The organism is Vibrio neptunius (genome assembly GCA_019339365.1).
In the GTDB taxonomy this organism is placed as follows: domain Bacteria; phylum Pseudomonadota; class Gammaproteobacteria; order Enterobacterales; family Vibrionaceae; genus Vibrio; species Vibrio neptunius.
Genome location: CP079859.1, coordinates 3226622 through 3245690, shown reverse-complemented (window position 1 = coordinate 3245690; position 19069 = coordinate 3226622). Strand labels below are relative to the sequence as shown.

Sequence of the window (19069 nt, the reverse complement as noted above, 5' to 3'; positions counted from 1 at the left end):
GCTATTGAGAAAAGTTATTGAATTGCCTTGCTAAAAGAGATACTGCGGATGCCGTACTTCTGCTGGTAGTTCAATATAAATGCTTTTAACCCCTTACTGACTGGGAAGACGCAATGGACGTCTAGCCCTTCCAGAAGTTCGTTATCAGCCATATCCCAGAAACTCTGGATCGAGTTACAGATGATGGTTTTCATCGGTCATTTGCTCTTAGTGACGTTGTTATCTACCTCAAGCAATCCGTGCGACTTATCAGGCTCAGGCGCCTGTAAGTTGAAGACGAGTCCAATCGGGCTCCCCTTTTTCCGTAGCGGGTTATTGGGGAGCTCGAATTTTAACCAGTTAATGCAACAAAATAAAGCGAAAAAATGGGCCTCAATGGATACAGCAGGGTTTCAGTAGTTATGTCGGATAAAGACATTCTCTAACTCATTGTCTCGACAATATGCATTACAGTTCAATCGCCAAAATTTTTGATCTTCTCTGATAGTTGTAAAGGTTCTGCTTTTGCGAAGGGAGAAAATCAACCGACATTTCATAAAAACCCTGTTCGCGGAACCAATGCAGACTGCGAGTCGTCAGGACGAAAATATGCTTAATCCCCTGAGCCTTCGATTGTAATTTGATGTGGTTGAGCAGCAAGACGCCACGATTACCATCACGATATTCTGGATGAATGGCGACACACGCCATTTCTGCCATTCTTTCCTGAGTGTATGGGTAAAGGGCTGCACAGCCAATGATCAGGCCATCTTTTTCGATGATGGTGAACTGATGAATCTCTTGTTCAAGCTGCTCGCGAGAGCGCCTTACCAGCACGCGTTGTTCTTCTAAAGGACGGATTAAATCTAGTATTCCGCCAATATCGTCAATGTTAGCCTGACGAACTTGTTCAGCACTCGCTCTTACGATTTGAGTACCAATACCATCTAAGGAGAACAGTTCTTGAATCAAGGCACCATCGACTTTATAACTCACCAAATGGCTGCGTGGGACGCCTGCTCGACAGGCTTTGGTGGCTGCACGAAGAAAGCGGACAGTGCCAGAGCCACTGTCTTCGTTATTGTCGCTGTCATGTTCAAGCTTGCTGAGAAACTGTTCTGCTTCTCGCGGGAAGAGTTCAGCAACGGCATTACCATGTTCATCAATGACCCCTTGCTCCGAACAAAAACCAATTAATTTATCGGCATGCAATTTGAGGGCAACTTGCGTGGCGACTTCTTCGGATAAAAGGTTGAAGGATTCACCAGTTACTGAGCTGGCAATAGGGCCAAGTAGCACTATGGAGCCTTGGTCGAGTGCACGGTTGATGCCTTCGACATCTATTCGACGAATTCGACCACTGTGACAGTAATCAACGCCATCATCGATACCAAGTGGCTGCGCGATGACAAAGTTACCACTGACGACATTAAGTTGAGTACCAGCCATAGGGGTATTCCCTAGACTCATCGATAGCTGAGCGGTGATGGACAACTGAAGTTGCCCAGCGGCTTGCATGACGATATCTAGACTAGTCTCGTCGGTAATACGAATGCCTTTGTGATAGGGCGTCTCATGTTGGCATCGGTCCAAAATTCGATTAATTTGCGGCCGCGCACCATGAACGAGGACGACCTTGACTCCCAAACTATGAAGCAGGGCTAAATCGCTGATAATATTGGCAAAATTGTTGTCAGCAACCGCTTCGCCACCCAGCATGATGACCATGGTTTTGCCGCGGTGGGCATTTACGTATGGGGCCGATTGACGGAAGCCTTTGACTAAAGCGGTATTACGAATCTTCACTATTTATCCAATAGGTGTGAATTTATATGTGAATATATTGCAATTTTATTCCGATGCTAACAAGCGCTTTTTGAGATAGGGCGCTAAAAAACGTATTAACTCAATAGCTGGAGCTATTGACAAGTGTTATAGGTGGGGTGAGATTTATTATTATTTCTAGCTAAGTTAGGCAATTAGGTTAACACTTAACATAATAGTTAAACCTATCATTAGATGGTAAATGAAGTTCATAGTGGGCGTTGAATTTGAAAAAGAAAAAATCGTTGGAGCGTGGATTATTAGCTGTTGCTATTGTGTTGTCTATCGCTTTCATCTTTGCATCCAAAGCGCTTTACGATCGATATCAAATCATCAAGCACCCTAATTCTATGGTCTATGGAACATGGATTGAACAGGGCGTCGCACCTTACTCTGCAGATAGCTTTGTACTGAATGAAACTGGAGTCGTGATTGATGGTGGTGTGGTCAATACCCGATACCGCTTTAATGGAAGTTATGTGGAGTTTCAGGTAGGAGAGAAAAAGCGTCGTTACCAAATGCTTAATCCGAGTTTCAGTCAGATGAGATTGATTTCTGAACCGCATTATCAGCCTATTTATCAATTGTCAGAAAAGTCCAAAAAATAACATTCGTTAACGTCTATCTGATTGCGCTAACCGTTTGAGTTTGTCATCCTTTATAGCAGGCTTGTAAGGAATAAACCTGTGTTCAAAAAATATCTTCCAATTGTGGCTGCCAGTGTTTTGTTTGGCTGTGCACAACCGCACGATCGTGCTCAACAATATCTTGATGGTGAATTTAACTCGATTCTGAATAAAACCGCAGTTGTAGAATCGGACAAACCACGAGATTTCACTGAATTTACCAAACAATCTCAACAAGTCGTTGAAAACTCACCGTCGATGGCTAGGGTATACCAACCTTTGTATGAAAAACTTAATGAGTGGGTGTTACAGAGTGGTGATCCAGCGCAGCTAGCGGACTTTGGTATTCAAACTGCCCAGCTGGGTGGTGGTGATAAGCAAGGTAACGTACTGTTCACTGGGTATTTCTCACCAGTGATGGAATTACGCCACGAACCGAATGAAACCTACAAATACCCTGTCTATGGCAAACCAGACTGTGACGCTGACTGCCCAACGCGCGCTCAAATTTATGATGGCGCTTTAGAAGGGCAAGAGCTGGAATTAGGTTATGCGGCGAATATGATCGAGCCGTTTCTGATGGAAGTGCAGGGCAGCGGTTTTGTACATTTTGAAGATGACGACACGCTGGAGTATTTTGCCTACGGTGGGAAAAACAACAAAGCGTACGTCAGTATTGGTAAGGTGCTGATTGAACGAGACCAAGTCCCGCGCGAAAAAATGTCGCTGAAAGCCATCAAAGAATGGGTGTTGGCAAATGATGAAGCGACTGTTCGTGAGTTGCTTGAACAGAATCCATCGTATGTGTTCTTTGAGCCTAGAGCGGATGCTCCGGTAACAGGTACAGCTGGGATCCCATTACTGCCAATGGCATCTGTGGCGGGTGACCGTTCAATTTTCCCTATGGGAACGCCTATTCTTGCTGAAGTGCCATTGCTCAATGCCGATGGCAGTTGGAGTGGTGCGCATCAGTTACGCTTGCTGATTGTTCTTGATACTGGGGGGCGGTGAAGCAGAATCACCTCGATCTATACCATGGTATGGGGCCGAGAGCAGGCACTGAGGCGGGGCACTATAAGCACTTTGGTCGAGTCTGGAAGCTGGGGCTGGAAAACTCATCTACTCAGGCTCCTTGGGCATTGCCTCCCGAGAAGTTACAATAGCCTTTTCTCATCTAGACTTTTTTATAAAGAGTGCGTATAAATCGCACTCTTTATTTTTGTACCATCACTCGGCGGAAGAACAGCACCATGCGCGAACTTGATACTCCGGCTTCAGACAACTACAACCAACGCTTCGGCGGCACCCGTCGTCTTTATGGCAATAGCGAAGTGGAGATCCTTCGTGCCGCGCACGTTTGTGTGATCGGTATTGGTGGAGTAGGCTCTTGGGCGGTTGAAGCATTGGCCCGTACAGGGGTCGGTGAGTTGACCTTGATTGATATGGATGATGTCTGTGTGACCAACATCAACCGTCAGATCCATGCCATGAGCGGTACGGTGGGACAGAGTAAGATTGAAGTGATGGCCGAACGCGTCAAGCTTATCAATCCGGAGTGTAAAGTAAACCTGATTGATGACTTTATTACGCCAGATAACCAGCAAGAATATCTGTCAAAAGAGTTTGATTACGTGCTTGATGCGATCGACAGCGTGAAAGCGAAAGCTTCATTGCTGGCGTATTGTCGTAGCAATAAGATTAAAGTGATCACTACTGGCGGTGCGGGTGGGCAAGTCGACCCAACCCAGATCCAAGTTGCGGACCTGACGAAAACCATTCAAGACCCATTGGCGAAAAAAATCAAAGATACTTTGCGTCGTCACCACAATTTCCCCAAGAATCCGCAGCGTAAATTTGGTATTGAGTGTGTATTTTCAACTGAACAACTAAAGTACCCTCAGCCAGACGGCAGTGTGTGCGGTGTTAAATCTACAGCGGAAGGGCCAAAACGTATGGACTGTGCCAGTGGATTTGGAGCGGCGACGGTTGTCACCGCAACGTTCGGCTTTGTGGCAGTTTCGCGAATTGTCGAGAAGCTGATTCAGAAATACCGTAAATAGTTCGTTTGGAGATTATTATGCCCTCATTCCCACAGTCACCTTTTGGCACTGATATTCAAGCAGAAGACATCGTTACGACTATGCAAGGCTTTAAAGGCTGGGAAGAACGTTATCGTCAGGTCATTCAGTGGGGAAAGAAACTTCCTATGATGCCCGATGAGCTGAAGTCTGAGCAAGTCACGGTTTCAGGCTGTGAAAGCCAGGTTTGGCTAGTGAGTGAAAATCTTGATGGTGTGTGGCATTTTTGCGCAGACTCCGACGCACGTATTGTGCGAGGCCTTATTGCGCTCGTTGTGGCGGCTTATGATGGCAAAACCAGCGCAGAAATTCAGGCATTCAATATTGATGAGTACTTTGAAAAATTGGGTCTCATTGCTCATCTCAGTCCATCGCGAGGCAATGGTTTAAAAGCGATTGTTGAGCAGATAAAACAAGTCTCCCGTTAACCGCAACCCGCCGATTTGGCGGGTTGATTGTTTCTGTATAAAATTTAATCATTGAGATATTAATGCCTTAAAAAATACAGGGTGTTAGAACTCTTGTTGTCGCTGAATAAAGGCTGTACAATTCGCGCCCTTAATTAATGTTACGTCGTTTCGTGAGGCCACATGACCACTGAAAAAATCAATCTACTCGACTTTGATCGCCAAGGAATGCGCAAGTTTTTTGCTGAAGAGCTTGGTGAGAAAGCATTTCGTGCCGAGCAGGTGATGAAGTGGATCTACCATTTTGGTGTCGATGACTTCGAGAAAATGACCAACATTAACAAGAAGCTGCGTGAGAAGCTGATCCATCGCTGTGAGATTAAAGCCCCTGTGGTGGCGGAAGCTCAACACTCTTCAGACGGCACAATTAAGTGGGCGATGAAGGTTGGCGATCAGGACGTAGAAACGGTTTATATTCCTGAAGATGATCGTGCGACTTTGTGTGTGTCGTCTCAGGTAGGTTGTGCATTGGAATGTAAGTTCTGTTCCACCGCTCAGCAGGGCTTTAACCGTAACCTGAAAGTCTCTGAGATTATTGGTCAGGTGTGGCGTGCAGCACGTGAAATCGGTTTGGAAAAAGAGACTGGCCGTCGCCCTATCACTAACGTTGTGATGATGGGTATGGGTGAGCCACTGCTAAACATGAAAAACCTGATCCCTGCATTGGAATTAATGCTGGACGATTTAGGTTTTGGTTTATCTAAACGTCGTGTCACAGTATCGACTTCTGGTGTGGTATCGGGTCTGGATCAAATGACAGGTCAAATTGATGTCGCGCTGGCAATTTCTCTTCACGCACCAAACGATAAGCTGCGTAGTGAAATTATGCCCATCAACGACCGTTGGGATATTCAAGATTTCTTAGCATCAGTACGTCGTTACATTGCTTCTTCCAATGCGAACCGCGGTAAAGTGACCGTGGAATACGTGCTACTGGACCATGTGAACGATGATATGGACCATGCACGTGAATTGGCGGAGCTGATGAAAGATACACCATGTAAGATCAACCTGATCCCGTTTAACCCTTACCCAGGGTCCCCTTACAAAAAGCCAAGCAACTCACGCATTGACCGTTTCCAGAAAACGTTGATGCAGTACGACCATACTGTCACTGTGCGCAAGACGCGAGGTGACGATATTGATGCTGCGTGTGGTCAGTTGGTTGGGGATGTTATCGATCGTACTAAACGGACTGCAATGCTTCGAGCGGCAAAAGGTGAAACCATTGACGTTAAAGCAGTCTAATCGAGTGTTTTGACAAAAAAGCCAGAGCTCTGCTCTGGCTTTTTTGTAAATTGGTATTGCTAAATAATGTCAAAATCAGGAAAAACCTTGAGCTGCTTGTAATTTATGCGCCTTTTCTATGTTGTTTCATCTCTGATATCTATTAGAATTAAACTTTAGTGCTTTAGGGTTAATGCCTCTTAGATTTGAGCGAAGCACTTTTGCATAATATGGTGAGGTATCATCCTCAAGGATTTTGGATTCTGAACAAAACCAGCACCACTAACGAAAAACAACAAATGTGCGATTGGTTTGGTATCCCTTTAAAAGAGACAGTATAAAAATGAGTGCTGAACAGCAAACAAAGACACCGGTTGAAGAAGATAACAATATCGAAAGAATCGAAGCGGGTACGCTTTTAAAACAAAAACGAGAAGAGCTTGGGCTTACACAGCAGCAAGTGGCTGATCGATTACGTCTTCGTCGCTCTATTATCGAAAACATCGAATCCAATCAGTTTGAGAGTGAGCAGGTGGCGACCTTCACTCGTGGTTATCTGCGTTCTTATGCTCGCGTTGTTGGTATCAAAGAATCTGTGGTGTTATGCGCGCTAGACGATTGCGGTGAGGCACAGTATGAAGAGCATGAGATGCAAAGCTTTTCTCAAAAGACCAACAAAGAAAAGCATGATAGCCGCATTATGACCCTCACATGGGGTATTTTTGCCATTATCGTAGGTATCTCTTCTGTTTGGTGGTGGCAAAATCAAGAGAACAGTGTTGTTGAACTGACCGCTGTGACTGAACAAGAAAAGAAGATAGAGCAAGAACTGGCTGAAAATAGTGAGTTGGATTTTACAGCGGTTGAGCCAAGTCTAATTAATGATTCGGTAGAGACAAAGCCAGTTGTTGAACAACCGCTTGAAGAGGTAACAACTCCAGTACAAGTCGGGGTGTCAGAGCCTGACTCAGAAGTTGTTGAACCGTCAATTGAAACAGTGCAGCAGGTGAATGAGCCAGTGAAAGCCGAAACAGTGAGCAGAGAAGCTGCTGACCCGGTTGCCGCTGTGGAGCCGAATCAACAAGAGAATAACCTTGTTGAGACTTCTCCACCTGTCATCGTGGCTAATTTGCTTGAAATGTCATTCATTGATGACTGCTGGATTCAGGTAAAAGATGCAACAGGTAAAACGCTAGCGACAGGTATTAAGAAAGCCGGTCAAGATTTACAAGTGAGCGGTGAAAGGCCTTATAAAGTGATTTTGGGTGCTCCTGAAAACGTTTCAATGACATTAGCGAGTGAACCTGTCGACCTTTCTGGGTATACTTCAGGCAAAGTAGCAAGATTCAACTTACCTTAAAAAATTACTATGCAATACGAATCTCCTATCAAACGTCGCCCATCGACTCGTATCTATGTGGGCGACGTACCTATTGGTGACGGTGCACCGATTGCTGTGCAGTCGATGACTAACACTAGAACAACAGACGTTGAAGCGACTGTTGCTCAAATTAAATCACTGGAAAATGTCGGTGCTGATATCGTTCGCGTATCTGTGCCAACGATGGATGCTGCGGAAGCGTTCAAGCAAATTAAACAGCAAGTGAATATCCCACTCGTGGCGGATATTCATTTTGACTACCGTATCGCGCTAAAAGTAGCGGAGTACGGCGTAGACTGTTTACGTATCAACCCGGGCAATATCGGTAACGAAGACCGTATCCGCTCAGTAGTTGACTGCGCGCGCGACAAAAACATTCCGATTCGTATCGGTGTGAATGGTGGCTCGCTAGAAAAAGACATTCAGATGAAGTACGGCGAACCAACTCCAGAGGCGTTGGTAGAGTCTGCGATGCGTCATGTCGATATTCTTGATCGTCTTAACTTCGACCAGTTTAAAGTCAGTGTGAAAGCCTCAGATGTTTTCCTTGCTGTCGATTCCTATCGTTTACTAGCGAAGAAGATCGATCAGCCGCTTCACTTAGGTATTACTGAAGCAGGCGGCGCACGTGCTGGCGCGGTGAAATCTTCAGTTGGCCTTGGGATGCTGCTGGCAGAAGGGATTGGCGATACTCTGCGTATCTCTCTTGCGGCGGACCCAGTAGAAGAGATAAAAGTCGGTTTCGATATTCTAAAATCGCTACGTATTCGCTCTCGCGGTATTAACTTTATTGCTTGCCCAAGCTGTTCGCGCCAAGAATTTGATGTGATTGGTACAGTGAATGCACTGGAGCAGCGTTTAGAAGATGTGATTACGCCGATGGATGTATCCATTATCGGCTGTGTAGTCAATGGTCCGGGTGAAGCAGAAGTGTCTCATTTAGGCTTGGCGGGAAGTAACAAGAAGAGCGCATTCTACGAAGACGGTAAACGTCAGAAAGAGCGTTTTGACAATAACGACCTTGTTGACCAGCTAGAAGCTAAAATTCGTGCAAAAGCTTCAACATTAGACGAAGCAAACCGCATCGACGTCAAAGTACAAGATTAATCTCAACGTAACCCAAATTACGGTAACTATTTTTTACGGTAGATAACTGTGGCAAAGAAAATCCAAGCAATTCGAGGCATGAACGACTGCCTTCCAACTCAATCACCACTGTGGCAGAAACTTGAGAACACAGTGAAGAACGTAATCAGCGCCTACGGTTACAACGAAGTGCGCATGCCAATCGTTGAGATGACTCATCTATTCAGTCGCGCTATCGGTGAAGTGACCGACGTGGTTGAAAAAGAGATGTACACATTTGAAGACCGTAACGGCGACAGCTTAACCCTTCGCCCAGAAGGCACGGCTGGCTGTGTACGTTCTTGTATTGAAAACAGCCTGATCAATCGTGATGAGCAGCGCCTATGGTACATGGGTCCAATGTTCCGTCACGAGCGTCCACAGAAAGGCCGCTATCGTCAATTCCACCAATGTGGTGTGGAGGTATTTGGTCTAGACGGCCCAGATGTTGATGCAGAACTTATCATGATGACGGCTCGTCTATGGCGTGAGCTTGGTATTGATAAGCACGTTCGTCTAGAGCTGAACTCAATTGGTTCACTAGAAGATCGCGCGAACTACCGCACTGCACTGATTGCCTTCCTAGAGCAGCACATTGATATTCTGGATGACGATTGTAAACGTCGTATGCACACTAACCCGCTGCGTGTACTGGATACTAAGAACCCAGATGTACAAGCGATTCTAGGTGATGCACCACGTTTATCTGATTACCTTGGCGAAGAGTCAAAACAACATTTTGCAGGTCTTTGTGAACTTCTTGACGCGGCAGGTATCGAATACACAGTTAACGAGCGTCTGGTTCGCGGTCTTGATTACTACAATCGTACGGTATTTGAGTGGATTACAGAAAGCTTGGGTGCGCAGGGTACCGTATGTGGTGGTGGTCGTTACGATGGTCTAGTCGAACAGTTAGGCGGTAAAGCAACACCTGCAGTTGGCTTTGCAATGGGCCTGGAGCGTTTGGTTCTCATGCTAGAAACGTTAGAGCTCACAGAAGTTCGTCGTAGCGTTGATGTTTACGTGGTAACGGCAGGTGAAGGTACAATGCTCGCGGGTATGAAGCTAGCCGAATCACTACGTGAACAAGTCACTGGATTACGTGTTATGAACCACTTTGGTGGTGGTAACTTTAAGAAACAATTTAAGCGTGCTGACAAGGTTGGTGCAGCAGTGGCACTGGTTCTTGGTGAGAACGAAGTGGCAGATAACACTGTGGTACTGAAAGACCTGATTGGCGGCACTCAAGAAACTTACGGCCAAGCAGACGTCGCAGCTAAGCTGGCAGAGTTGGTTTAAACGCATTCAAATTTGAAGTGGTGATTATAGTCACCACTTTTTAGATTTAAGAGGACAGGAAGTGGAACTCTACGATACTGAAGAACAACAAGTAGAAGCGATCAAAGATTGGTGGAAAGAGAACGGTAAAGCCGTGATCTTTGGTGCGGTTATCGGCTTAGGTGGTCTATTTGGTTGGCGCTATTATCAAGATACGATGACCAAGGCGCAAGAAGCTGCATCTGAAAGTTACACCCAAGCGGTTCAGGAATTGGCGGCCAAAGGTACTGAGGGTGAAGGTGCTCTTCAAAGCTTCATTGATGCTAATAAAGAGACTCAGTATGCGGTATTGGCGGCATTACAATTGGCGAAGGTTCAGGTTGAAGCGGGGAACTTAGATGAAGCACTTGCACAACTAGAGTGGGCAAAAACAGCGACGGATGATCAAGCTCTAACTTCAGTTATTTCTTTCCGCCTAGCGCGCTTGAAAGCGGAGCAAGGTCAATTTGATGCGGCGATTTCTGACTTGTTAGCCATCACTGATGAAGGCTGGGTTGGCCGAGTAGCTGAGCTTAAAGGTGATATTCTTCAGCGTAAAGGCGATACAGAAGGGGCTTATGCTGCATATACTGAAGCGCAACAAGCAGATGATGGCAGCCAAACGTTACAAATGAAACTGGATGATCTGGCTAAGTAATGGTGCTGTGCATGAATAAAATGCTGAAAAAAGCACTCACTACTGCTGCGATACTGGGCCTGTTAGCGGGTTGTGCCAGTGAAGAAGACACCATCGTGATGGCGCCCGTGCCACAGGTTAACAGCGAATTCACCCCGAAAAGCGAATGGGTGGTAAGTGTCGGAGATGGTGTAGCCAATTATTTCTCTAAACTGTCTCCAGAATACGCTTATAAAAAAGTCTTTGTTGCAAGCCGTGACGGTATTGTAAAAGCACTGAATCCTGAAAATGGCAGCACTTTGTGGCAACAAAACCTCGAGCAGAATGTTCCAGCTCGACTATCTGGTGGCATTGCGGCGGGTTACAACCAAATTTTTATTGGTAGTGAAAATGGTCAGGTCATTGCGCTGAACGAAGAAAATGGTGAAGTGAACTGGCGTGTTGATGTTGATGGTGAAGTGTTAGCGTCACCTGCAACGGAAAGTAACTTAGTCATTGTTCACACGGCCACTGGTATGTTGATTGCTCTGGATCAGGCAACAGGTGACACCAAATGGACGATTAGTACCGAAGTACCGAGCCTTACTTTGCGAGGTAACAGTGCTCCCGTGACGGTTTCTGGTGGTGTGTTCTGGGGAACAGCAAGCGGTCGTTTAGCGGCTGCGATTGCAGAACGTGGCCAGTTGATTTGGCAACAGCCAATCGGTACACCGCAAGGTGCTACTGAAATTGATCGCTTAGTTGATGTGGATGCTTCTCCACTTGTTCTTGGTAGCACGCTGTATATTGTGGGTTACAATGGTCAGCTAACCGCTATTGATCTGCGCTCTGGTAACTCTGTCTGGAAGCGTAAATACTCTTCGTCCACAGATCTTGCGAGTGACGGTAGTCGTTTATATATGGTGACAGACAAAGATTATCTAGTTGCTGTTGATGCACGCAGTGGCACGGAACTTTGGAGCAATGAGTTGCTTGAACATCGTCTCCTAACTGCCCCTGTACTGATTGATGGATATCTCGTTGTCGGTGATGGCGAAGGTTACTTACATTGGCTAGATCGAGATACTGGTGAGTTTGTTGCCCAGCAGCAAGTGAATAGCAGTGGATTTGCTGTCTCGCCAATTGTGGTCCCAGATGGTTATATCACGGTGACTCGTAATGGCGATGTAAAGAAACTGACGATTAGTAAGTAATCGTGTGATATAATTCACATTCGGCTCCTAGCTGGTAACAGTTGGGAGCCGTTTGTTTGTTTTAGATACCCATAGTTAATGTGGTTATAGGTAAAGCGCTCAAAGTGTGGACTCTGCTGAGTTGTTACCTATAACTACATAAAGAAAAGAATATTGTAGAGGTTGTTATGGTACCTGTTGTTGCTCTAGTAGGGCGTCCAAACGTTGGTAAATCAACGTTGTTTAACCGATTGACTCGTACTCGCGACGCATTGGTTGCGGATTTCCCTGGCTTAACTCGTGACCGTAAATATGGCCAAGCGAAGCTTGGTGAGCATGAATTTATAGTGATTGATACTGGTGGTATTGATGGCACGGAAGAAGGTGTTGAAACCAAAATGGCTGAGCAGTCATTAGCGGCGATTGACGAAGCTGATGTTGTGCTGTTTATGGTCGATGGTCGTGCTGGCCTGACCCCTGCTGATATTGCAATTTCTAACCACCTGCGCAAGATTGAAAAACCTTCGATGCTTGTTGTGAACAAGGTTGATGGTATTGATGCTGATGCAGCATCTGCTGACTTCTGGCAGTTAGGTGTTGAAAACATGTACCAGATTGCTGCTGCTCATGGCCGTGGTGTTGGTGCACTAATCGATCGAGCTCTGAATCCATTTGCTGAAAAAATGGCGCAAGAAGCACAAGGTGAAATCGAAGACTTAGCTGAATTCGTAGATGAAGAAGAAGAGAAACTAGACTACACCGAAGAAGAAGCGGAAGAAGAGTTCAAACGTCTACAAGATCAGCCGATCAAATTGGCGATTATTGGTCGCCCTAACGTAGGTAAATCTACCCTGACTAACCGTATTCTCGGTGAAGAGCGCGTGGTGGTTTACGATATGCCAGGCACGACTCGTGACTCTATCTACATTCCTATGGAGCGTGATGGTCGTGAATACGTTCTTATCGATACTGCGGGTGTACGTCGTCGTAAGCGTATCAACGAAACGGTTGAAAAGTTCTCTGTAGTTAAAACGTTGAAGGCAGTGGAAGACGCTAACGTTGTTTTGTTGGTTATCGATGCTCGTGAGAACATCTCAGACCAAGATCTAAGCCTGCTTGGTTTTGCGCTTAATGCAGGTCGCTCAATTGTACTTGCAGTAAACAAGTGGGATGGTCTGGATATGGATGTGAAGGAGCATGTGAAGAAAGAGTTAGATCGTCGCCTTGGCTTCGTTGATTTTGCTCGAATTCACTTTATTTCTGCGCTTCACGGTACTGGTGTTGGCCACTTGTTCGAGTCTGTTCAGGAAGCGTATAAGTCAGCGACTACTCGCGTGGGTACTTCGGTTCTGACTCGGATAATGAAGATGGCGACCGAAGATCACCAGCCACCATTGGTTCGTGGCCGTCGCGTGAAGCTGAAATATGCACACGCAGGTGGTTATAATCCACCAATCGTGGTGATTCACGGTAACCAAGTAAATGAACTACCAGATTCGTACAAACGCTATCTGATGAACTACTACCGTAAGTCATTGGAAATCATGGGGACGCCGATTCGTATCCAGTTCCAAAACAGCGACAACCCATTTGAGGGTAAATCGAATAAGATGACCCTGTCTCAAGAGCGTAAACGTAAACGCCTAATGAGCATGATGAAAAATCGAAAAAAATAATGCAGAGCAACGAAAAGCGCCTTTAAATAAGGGCGCTTTTTTTTATCTAGGATAGTGAGATGTCTGTTACCCCTACAATTACACGCTTTTGTCACGATATGTGGCAGCTTACTTCTCAGATTCAACGTATTGAATTGGGACAAGATTACCTTTATCTCATCACCGAAATGACCCCATTTCATCCTGTCAGCCATATCTGGCCTGATCATCCCGCGGACAAAGGCACCATTGATGGTCACGTGGTGGTTGATTGTGTGGTTGGAGCCGTCGAACTCAACAGCAATGAACTCTACGTTGGTAGTGCAATCCCAGTCAAACGTGATGAAGAGGGATGGGCATTTATTGTCGTTCATTGTCTAGAAAAATCGCTCACAGACTTTGAGGTCCGGCAGGAGGTCACACTAGTAGTAGACAAACCGTATCAGCAAGCGCTGAGTCGAGGACATAGTGCAGGGCATATCGCCTATTTAGCGCTTAACAAAGTGTTAGTGGAAAACGGTTACTGGCGTAAAGAGGCAGATCGTAAAGATCCACACGGGTACGACGACTTTAACAGCTATGCCCAAGAGACAAGCTTGGTGAGTGAAGATAAGTGTATCGATACATATCGGCTGGGAAAAACACTGCGTAAGAGAGGGTTAAACAGTGCTGACATGCTGGCTGATTTAGAAAAGATACAATCCTGGGTTAATGAGCAGATAGCACAATGGTTAACTGTCGCAGCTGATATCGAGATAAAATGCTGTGGCGATGCGTTAACAGACTCACGTTATTGGCGATGTGATCTTGGTGAAGGAGAGATAGCTGAAATACCATGTGGTGGTACTCATGCTAAAAACCTTAGTGAATACAGAGCAATTATCACTTGTTTTCATCAGATTGATGCTCAAAACATCCAAATGCGCACCGATGTAATTAAGGCGTAGTTTTAATAAGATCCTTTTATTAAGTTCTGTTTTTGTCGTTTTTGATTTTTTATTTAAATTTTTATTCTAAATTAAATTCAAATACAGCACATGTAACTTATGCTTTCGGTGTGTGGTGATATAAATATTCTTTTAAGGGGTGATCGCTGATCAAAATGGATTTAGCCGATGATCTCATTAAGATCTTTAGCCCATAGTATGGATGTAAACTCGATAATCAATTATTTGCTATGGTAGTGTGGTTTGGGTCTGATTATAAAATCGCCTGATATGTTACCTTGTCCTGTTATTAATTAATTATTAATAATGAGTCAGCCTTATGAGTTATCACCGACTTCTGCACGCTCATAGAGAAGTCAATAAATTGCTCGCCAAGCTTGCATTGGGTATGGGGAAAGCAGAACTCAATCGTCGAGTGGTTGATCTGTCCGAGCATTGGTTTGGTGAACGTCGTGCTTCTATCTTACGTCTGGATGAATCGACACAACGATTATATTTAGAATATGCGCCCAGTTTACCTGATTTCTATAATCAGGCGATAGAAGGTATTGAAATTGGCGCAGGGGTGGGGTCTTGTGGCGCAGCGGCTTATCTTAAACGAACCGTTGTGGTGAATGACATCAATGTTCATCCGAACTGGGCGCCTTTCCTCTCTATAACAAAAAAGGCTGATTTCCGTGCTTGTTGGTCTGTACCTATATTAGCCAATGATCAGACTGTGATGGGGACATTTGCGATATACAGCTCGCAACCCTCTAAGCCAAGCGAAGAGGAGCTAGAAGTACTCGAAATGTTGGCTTCTCTCTATGCGGTAGCATGGGAAAAATATCAACTTGAACATCAACTGCATTATCACGCGAGTTACGATTGTTTAACGGGCTGCTTGAATCGACGTGCTTTGTTGCAACGTGCATCAGATTGTCTGAACACTAACTTGACGTATATGGCATGTTTTTTTGCTGATATTGATAAGTTCAAGCAGATCAATGACAAGTATGGGCATGAAGCAGGGGATGTCGTGTTAACAGCAGTGGGTCACACCTTCAAACACTGTTTTTCACAGTCAGGTATGAGTGGGCGCTATGGTGGCGATGAATTTGTCGCGTTTGCGTTTTCAGATAATGAAGAATCTCTTCGGGCTCTGTATACCGAACTAAGAGAAAGTTTGGCGGAGCTTACTCCTCTGCATACAATTGAAGTCAATGTGAGTGTTGGACTGTCGATTGTGAAGATTGAACGACTAGATTCTATCGAGTGTTTGATTAAACAAGCGGACAAGCAGATGTATCAGGTTAAGCACCATCATGGAGAATGACCTAGATCATAGTGCCAGGATTCCCACAGAATATAAGCTATCAGCAGAAACATCGACTGAGAGAGTTTACTATGAGCCCGTGTCCAGTATGTCAAAAAGAGCTTGAGTGGCAAGGTCACTACCACTGTAATGAATGTGCGAGTGATTACATCAAGGTTGGTTACTGCCCTGAGTGTGAATGCAAGCTGGAAAAACTACAGGCTTGTGGTTCCGCCAGCTATTTTTGTCACACTTGTAACGAACTTAAGTCGAAGTCCAGAGTTGCCTTCCAGTTCATTAAACAGGCTTAAACGACGGTAGAGCGTATCTCGCCATCAGATAAACGGGTGACCAGAGTATCACCTGTTTTTGTCTCGCCTACGTTAGTCAGAACCTTACCAGAGGTATCCTGAGTAATGGAGTAGCCACGTTTTAACGTCGCAAGTGGGCTAACAGTATCGAGTTTCTCGACAGCAAGCGCGAGTTGGTGGCGAGAGTTAAGTAGTTTTCTGCTCATCGCGTCCATTAATGTCTGTTCTAATCGCTGCAATGCCAATTTCTGCTCGCTCAAGCGTGTGAGTGGAGAGTGAAGCTGTAGCTTGTGTTGTTGACGTTCAATTTTTTGATGATGTACTGAAAAATAGCGTTCTATCGAACGCTCGAGACGAAGTGACAGTTCATCAAGTTGTTGGCTTTGTCGCTGTAGCTGATGAGTAGGGTGGTGGCGCTCAAGTCTATGCAGTAACGTTGAAGTAGCCTGCTTATGTTTGGTGAGATAATGACGAATTGAGCTCTGCAGTCTGTGTTGACGGGTATTGAATGCCTGAGCTTTATGGCTATTATCTCGGCTGACTAATTCCGCTGCAGCCGATGGAGTCGGTGCGCGCATATCGGCAACAAAGTCGGCGATAGTCACATCAATTTCATGTCCAACAGCACTGATTATAGGTATCTGACTGGCTGCAATCGTGCGTGCGACAATTTCGCTGTTGAAGCACCAAAGATCTTCCAAAGAACCGCCACCACGGCCAACTATCAAAACGTCACATTCGTTGCGACTATTCGCGCAACCTATCGCTTGTGCGATCTGAATAGCGGCGTCCTCTCCTTGAACCAATGTTGGATAAACCACAACAGGTAACGAAGGATCACGTCTCTTAAGGACATCAAGAATATCGAATAGGGCTGCGCCTGTTTTAGAGGTGACTACACCAACGCGTTTGGGATACTCTGGCAATGACTTTTTGTTGGTTTGGGCAAACAGTCCTTCCCCCGCCAGTTTCATCTTCAGCTCTTCAAATTGCTGTTGAAGTCTGCCATCACCTTCGGGCTGCATACTTTCAATGATCAACTGATAGTCACCGCGAGGCTCATAAAGAGATAAACGTGCTTTGACTAAGACTTGATTGCCGTTTTGCGGTTTGAAAGTAACGCGACGATTGTTACCACGGAACATGGCACATTTAACTTGAGCGCGAGAGTCTTTTAGAGTGAGGTACCAGTGCCCAGAAACAGGCGCAGAGAAATTAGAGATTTCTCCCACTAACCAAACAATGCCCATTTCATTTTCTAGTAACAGACGGACTTCAGCATTAAGACGAGAAACGGTGAAGATGTTTTGATTAGTCAGAGAAGACACAGCTAATCCCGTGGACGTGGGTATGGAAATTAGCGGCAATATAATACATAGCAAGGGGGTAATTGCAAGAAAAAAATCAAAAAACTTGTGGTCAAGCGATTGCGTTAGCCGTATAATCCGTCCGCAATATCTAATCCAAATGCAGCCAAGCATCTCCGCTTACTGCCCTCATTATGCGAAACGATGAGATTGGATTGTTCTTTTTACTCCTCTAATTGTGAGATATTGCAAATGCTAAGAATTGCCAAAGAAGCGCTGACATTCGATGACGTACTACTTGTGCCAGCACACTCCACTGTTCTCCCAAATACAGCTGATCTTCGCACTCAGCTAACTAAGAACATCACCCTAAACATCCCAATGATTTCGGCGTCTATGGACACCGTGACTGAAGCGCGCCTAGCAATTGCACTAGCGCAAGAGGGTGGCATTGGCTTTATCCACAAGAACATGTCGATTGAGCAGCAAGCAGAAATGGTTCATCAGGTTAAGATTTACGAAGCAGGTGTGGTTTCTCACCCTGTGACAGTTAGCCCTGATGCATCAATTGCTGATGTGGTTGCTCTTACTGAAAAGCATGGTTTTGCAGGTTTCCCTGTAGTTACTGAAAACAATGAACTTGTTGGTATCATCACTGGTCGTGACGTTCGTTTCGTAACCGATCTTTCTAAGAAAGTAGAAGTTGTGATGACACCTAAAGAGCGTCTGGCGGCTGTTAAAGAAGGTGCGACTCGCGAAGAAGTTCAAGAGAAAATGCACGAAGCGCGCGTAGAGAAAGTACTGGTTGTGAATGATGAGTTCCAACTAACCGGTATGATCACCGCGAAAGACTTCCATAAAGCAGAGCGTAAACCAAACGCATGTAAAGACGAGCAAGGTCGCCTACGTGTAGGTGCAGCCGTTGGTGCCGGTGCAGGTAACGAAGAGCGTGTTAAGGCACTCGTTGAAGCTGGCGTTGACGTATTGCTTATCGACTCTTCACACGGTCACTCTGAAGGTGTCCTAAACCGTATTCGCGAAACTCGCGCGGCATACCCAGATCTAGACATCATTGGCGGTAACGTAGCAACAGGTGCAGGCGCTAGAGCGCTGATCGAAGCTGGCGTAAGCGCAGTCAAAGTGGGTATTGGCCCTGGTTCTATCTGTACCACTCGTATCGTTACTGGTGTTGGTGTACCTCAAGTTACCGCTATTGCAGATGCGGCAGAAGTTGCCAATGAATACGGCATCCCAGTTATTGCAGATGGCGGTATCCGTTTCTCCGGTGATATCTGTAAAGCTATCGTTGCTGGCGCATCATGTGTGATGGTTGGTTCAATGTTTGCGGGTACTGAAGAAGCTCCGGGTGAAGTGATTCTATATAACGGTCGTTCATACAAAGCATACCGTGGTATGGGTTCACTAGGCGCGATGTCTCAAGGCTCTTCTGACCGTTACTTCCAGTCAGATAACGCAGCAGACAAGCTAGTGCCAGAAGGTATCGAAGGTCGAATCGCATACAAAGGCCGCCTAAAAGAGATCGTTCACCAACAGATGGGTGGTCTACGTTCAAGCATGGGCCTTACAGGCAGTGCAACGGTTGAAGATATGCGTACTAAAGCTGAATTCGTACGTATTTCAGGCGCTGGCATGAAAGAGTCTCATGTACACGACGTTCAAATTACCAAGGAAGCACCAAACTACCGTCTAGGCTAATCCTAA

17 protein-coding genes and 1 pseudogene are annotated in these 19069 nt (G+C 45.5%); 15 read left to right on the top strand and 3 right to left on the bottom strand.

Going from position 1 to position 19069, the window contains the following annotated elements; all coding sequences use genetic code 11:
• Positions 1-14 precede the first annotated feature (14 nt).
• Together KW548_15105 and argA are read right to left on the bottom strand one after the other, a co-directional pair.
• The gene (locus KW548_15105; GenBank protein QXX06385.1) at positions 15-194 is read right to left on the bottom strand and encodes a hypothetical protein; all 180 of its coding nucleotides are present in this window, start codon (positions 192-194) and stop codon (positions 15-17) included.
• Between the two features lie 253 nt (positions 195-447).
• Entirely contained in the window at positions 448-1785 is a 1338-nt protein-coding gene (gene argA / locus KW548_15100; GenBank protein ID QXX06384.1) for an amino-acid N-acetyltransferase, read from the bottom strand.
• Between the two features lie 245 nt (positions 1786-2030).
• On the opposite strand from argA, the gene KW548_15095 reads away from it, so the two are divergent.
• The 14 genes and pseudogenes from KW548_15095 (at position 2031) to KW548_15030 (ending at position 16040) form a co-directional block, all read left to right on the top strand.
• The gene (locus tag KW548_15095) at positions 2031-2411 is read left to right on the top strand and encodes a DUF2850 domain-containing protein (protein ID QXX06383.1); all 381 of its coding nucleotides are present in this window, start codon (positions 2031-2033) and stop codon (positions 2409-2411) included.
• A gap of 78 nt (positions 2412-2489) precedes the next feature.
• Positions 2490-3592: pseudogene (gene mltA / locus KW548_15090) on the top strand (murein transglycosylase A).
• A gap of 87 nt (positions 3593-3679) precedes the next feature.
• Positions 3680-4489, top strand: coding sequence for a tRNA cyclic N6-threonylcarbamoyladenosine(37) synthase TcdA (gene tcdA / locus KW548_15085; protein ID QXX06382.1), 810 nt, complete (start codon positions 3680-3682; stop codon positions 4487-4489).
• Positions 4490-4506: 17 nt separating this feature from the next.
• Complete coding sequence (gene csdE, locus KW548_15080) at positions 4507-4935, top strand: cysteine desulfurase sulfur acceptor subunit CsdE (protein ID QXX06381.1); 429 nt, start codon at positions 4507-4509, stop codon at positions 4933-4935.
• A 162-nt stretch (positions 4936-5097) separates the two neighbouring features.
• On the top strand, positions 5098-6222 hold the full coding sequence (locus KW548_15075) for a bifunctional tRNA (adenosine(37)-C2)-methyltransferase TrmG/ribosomal RNA large subunit methyltransferase RlmN (GenBank protein ID QXX06380.1): 1125 nt from the start codon (positions 5098-5100) through the stop codon (positions 6220-6222).
• 322 nt (positions 6223-6544) lie between these two features.
• Positions 6545-7561, top strand: a complete 1017-nt coding sequence (gene rodZ, locus KW548_15070) for a cytoskeleton protein RodZ (GenBank protein QXX06379.1) — start codon at positions 6545-6547, stop codon at positions 7559-7561.
• Between the two features lie 9 nt (positions 7562-7570).
• On the top strand, positions 7571-8689 hold the full coding sequence (gene ispG / locus KW548_15065; protein QXX06378.1) for a flavodoxin-dependent (E)-4-hydroxy-3-methylbut-2-enyl-diphosphate synthase: 1119 nt from the start codon (positions 7571-7573) through the stop codon (positions 8687-8689).
• Between the two features lie 48 nt (positions 8690-8737).
• Positions 8738-10006, top strand: a complete 1269-nt coding sequence (gene hisS / locus KW548_15060) for a histidine--tRNA ligase (GenBank protein QXX06377.1) — start codon at positions 8738-8740, stop codon at positions 10004-10006.
• A 61-nt stretch (positions 10007-10067) separates the two neighbouring features.
• Positions 10068-10682, top strand: coding sequence for a YfgM family protein (locus tag KW548_15055; protein ID QXX06376.1), 615 nt, complete (start codon positions 10068-10070; stop codon positions 10680-10682).
• Between the two features lie 11 nt (positions 10683-10693).
• Entirely contained in the window at positions 10694-11854 is a 1161-nt protein-coding gene (gene bamB, locus KW548_15050; protein QXX06375.1) for an outer membrane protein assembly factor BamB, read from the top strand.
• 167 nt (positions 11855-12021) lie between these two features.
• Positions 12022-13509, top strand: a complete 1488-nt coding sequence (gene der, locus KW548_15045) for a ribosome biogenesis GTPase Der (protein ID QXX06374.1) — start codon at positions 12022-12024, stop codon at positions 13507-13509.
• A 59-nt stretch (positions 13510-13568) separates the two neighbouring features.
• Positions 13569-14435 (top strand): alanyl-tRNA editing protein, encoded by an 867-nt coding sequence (locus KW548_15040; GenBank protein ID QXX06373.1) that lies wholly within the window; start codon positions 13569-13571, stop codon positions 14433-14435.
• 319 nt (positions 14436-14754) lie between these two features.
• Entirely contained in the window at positions 14755-15750 is a 996-nt protein-coding gene (locus tag KW548_15035) for a sensor domain-containing diguanylate cyclase (GenBank protein ID QXX06372.1), read from the top strand.
• Between the two features lie 71 nt (positions 15751-15821).
• The gene (locus KW548_15030) at positions 15822-16040 is read left to right on the top strand and encodes a zinc ribbon domain-containing protein (GenBank protein ID QXX06371.1); all 219 of its coding nucleotides are present in this window, start codon (positions 15822-15824) and stop codon (positions 16038-16040) included.
• Here KW548_15030 and xseA read toward each other — a convergent pair.
• Positions 16037-17368, bottom strand: a complete 1332-nt coding sequence (gene xseA / locus KW548_15025) for an exodeoxyribonuclease VII large subunit (GenBank protein ID QXX06370.1) — start codon at positions 17366-17368, stop codon at positions 16037-16039. The two genes, KW548_15030 and xseA, sit on opposite strands and share 4 nt — an antisense overlap.
• A 231-nt stretch (positions 17369-17599) precedes the next feature.
• Here xseA and guaB point away from each other — a divergent pair, with 231 nt between their 5' ends.
• The gene (gene guaB, locus KW548_15020; protein QXX06369.1) at positions 17600-19063 is read left to right on the top strand and encodes an IMP dehydrogenase; all 1464 of its coding nucleotides are present in this window, start codon (positions 17600-17602) and stop codon (positions 19061-19063) included.
• Positions 19064-19069 lie beyond the last annotated feature (6 nt).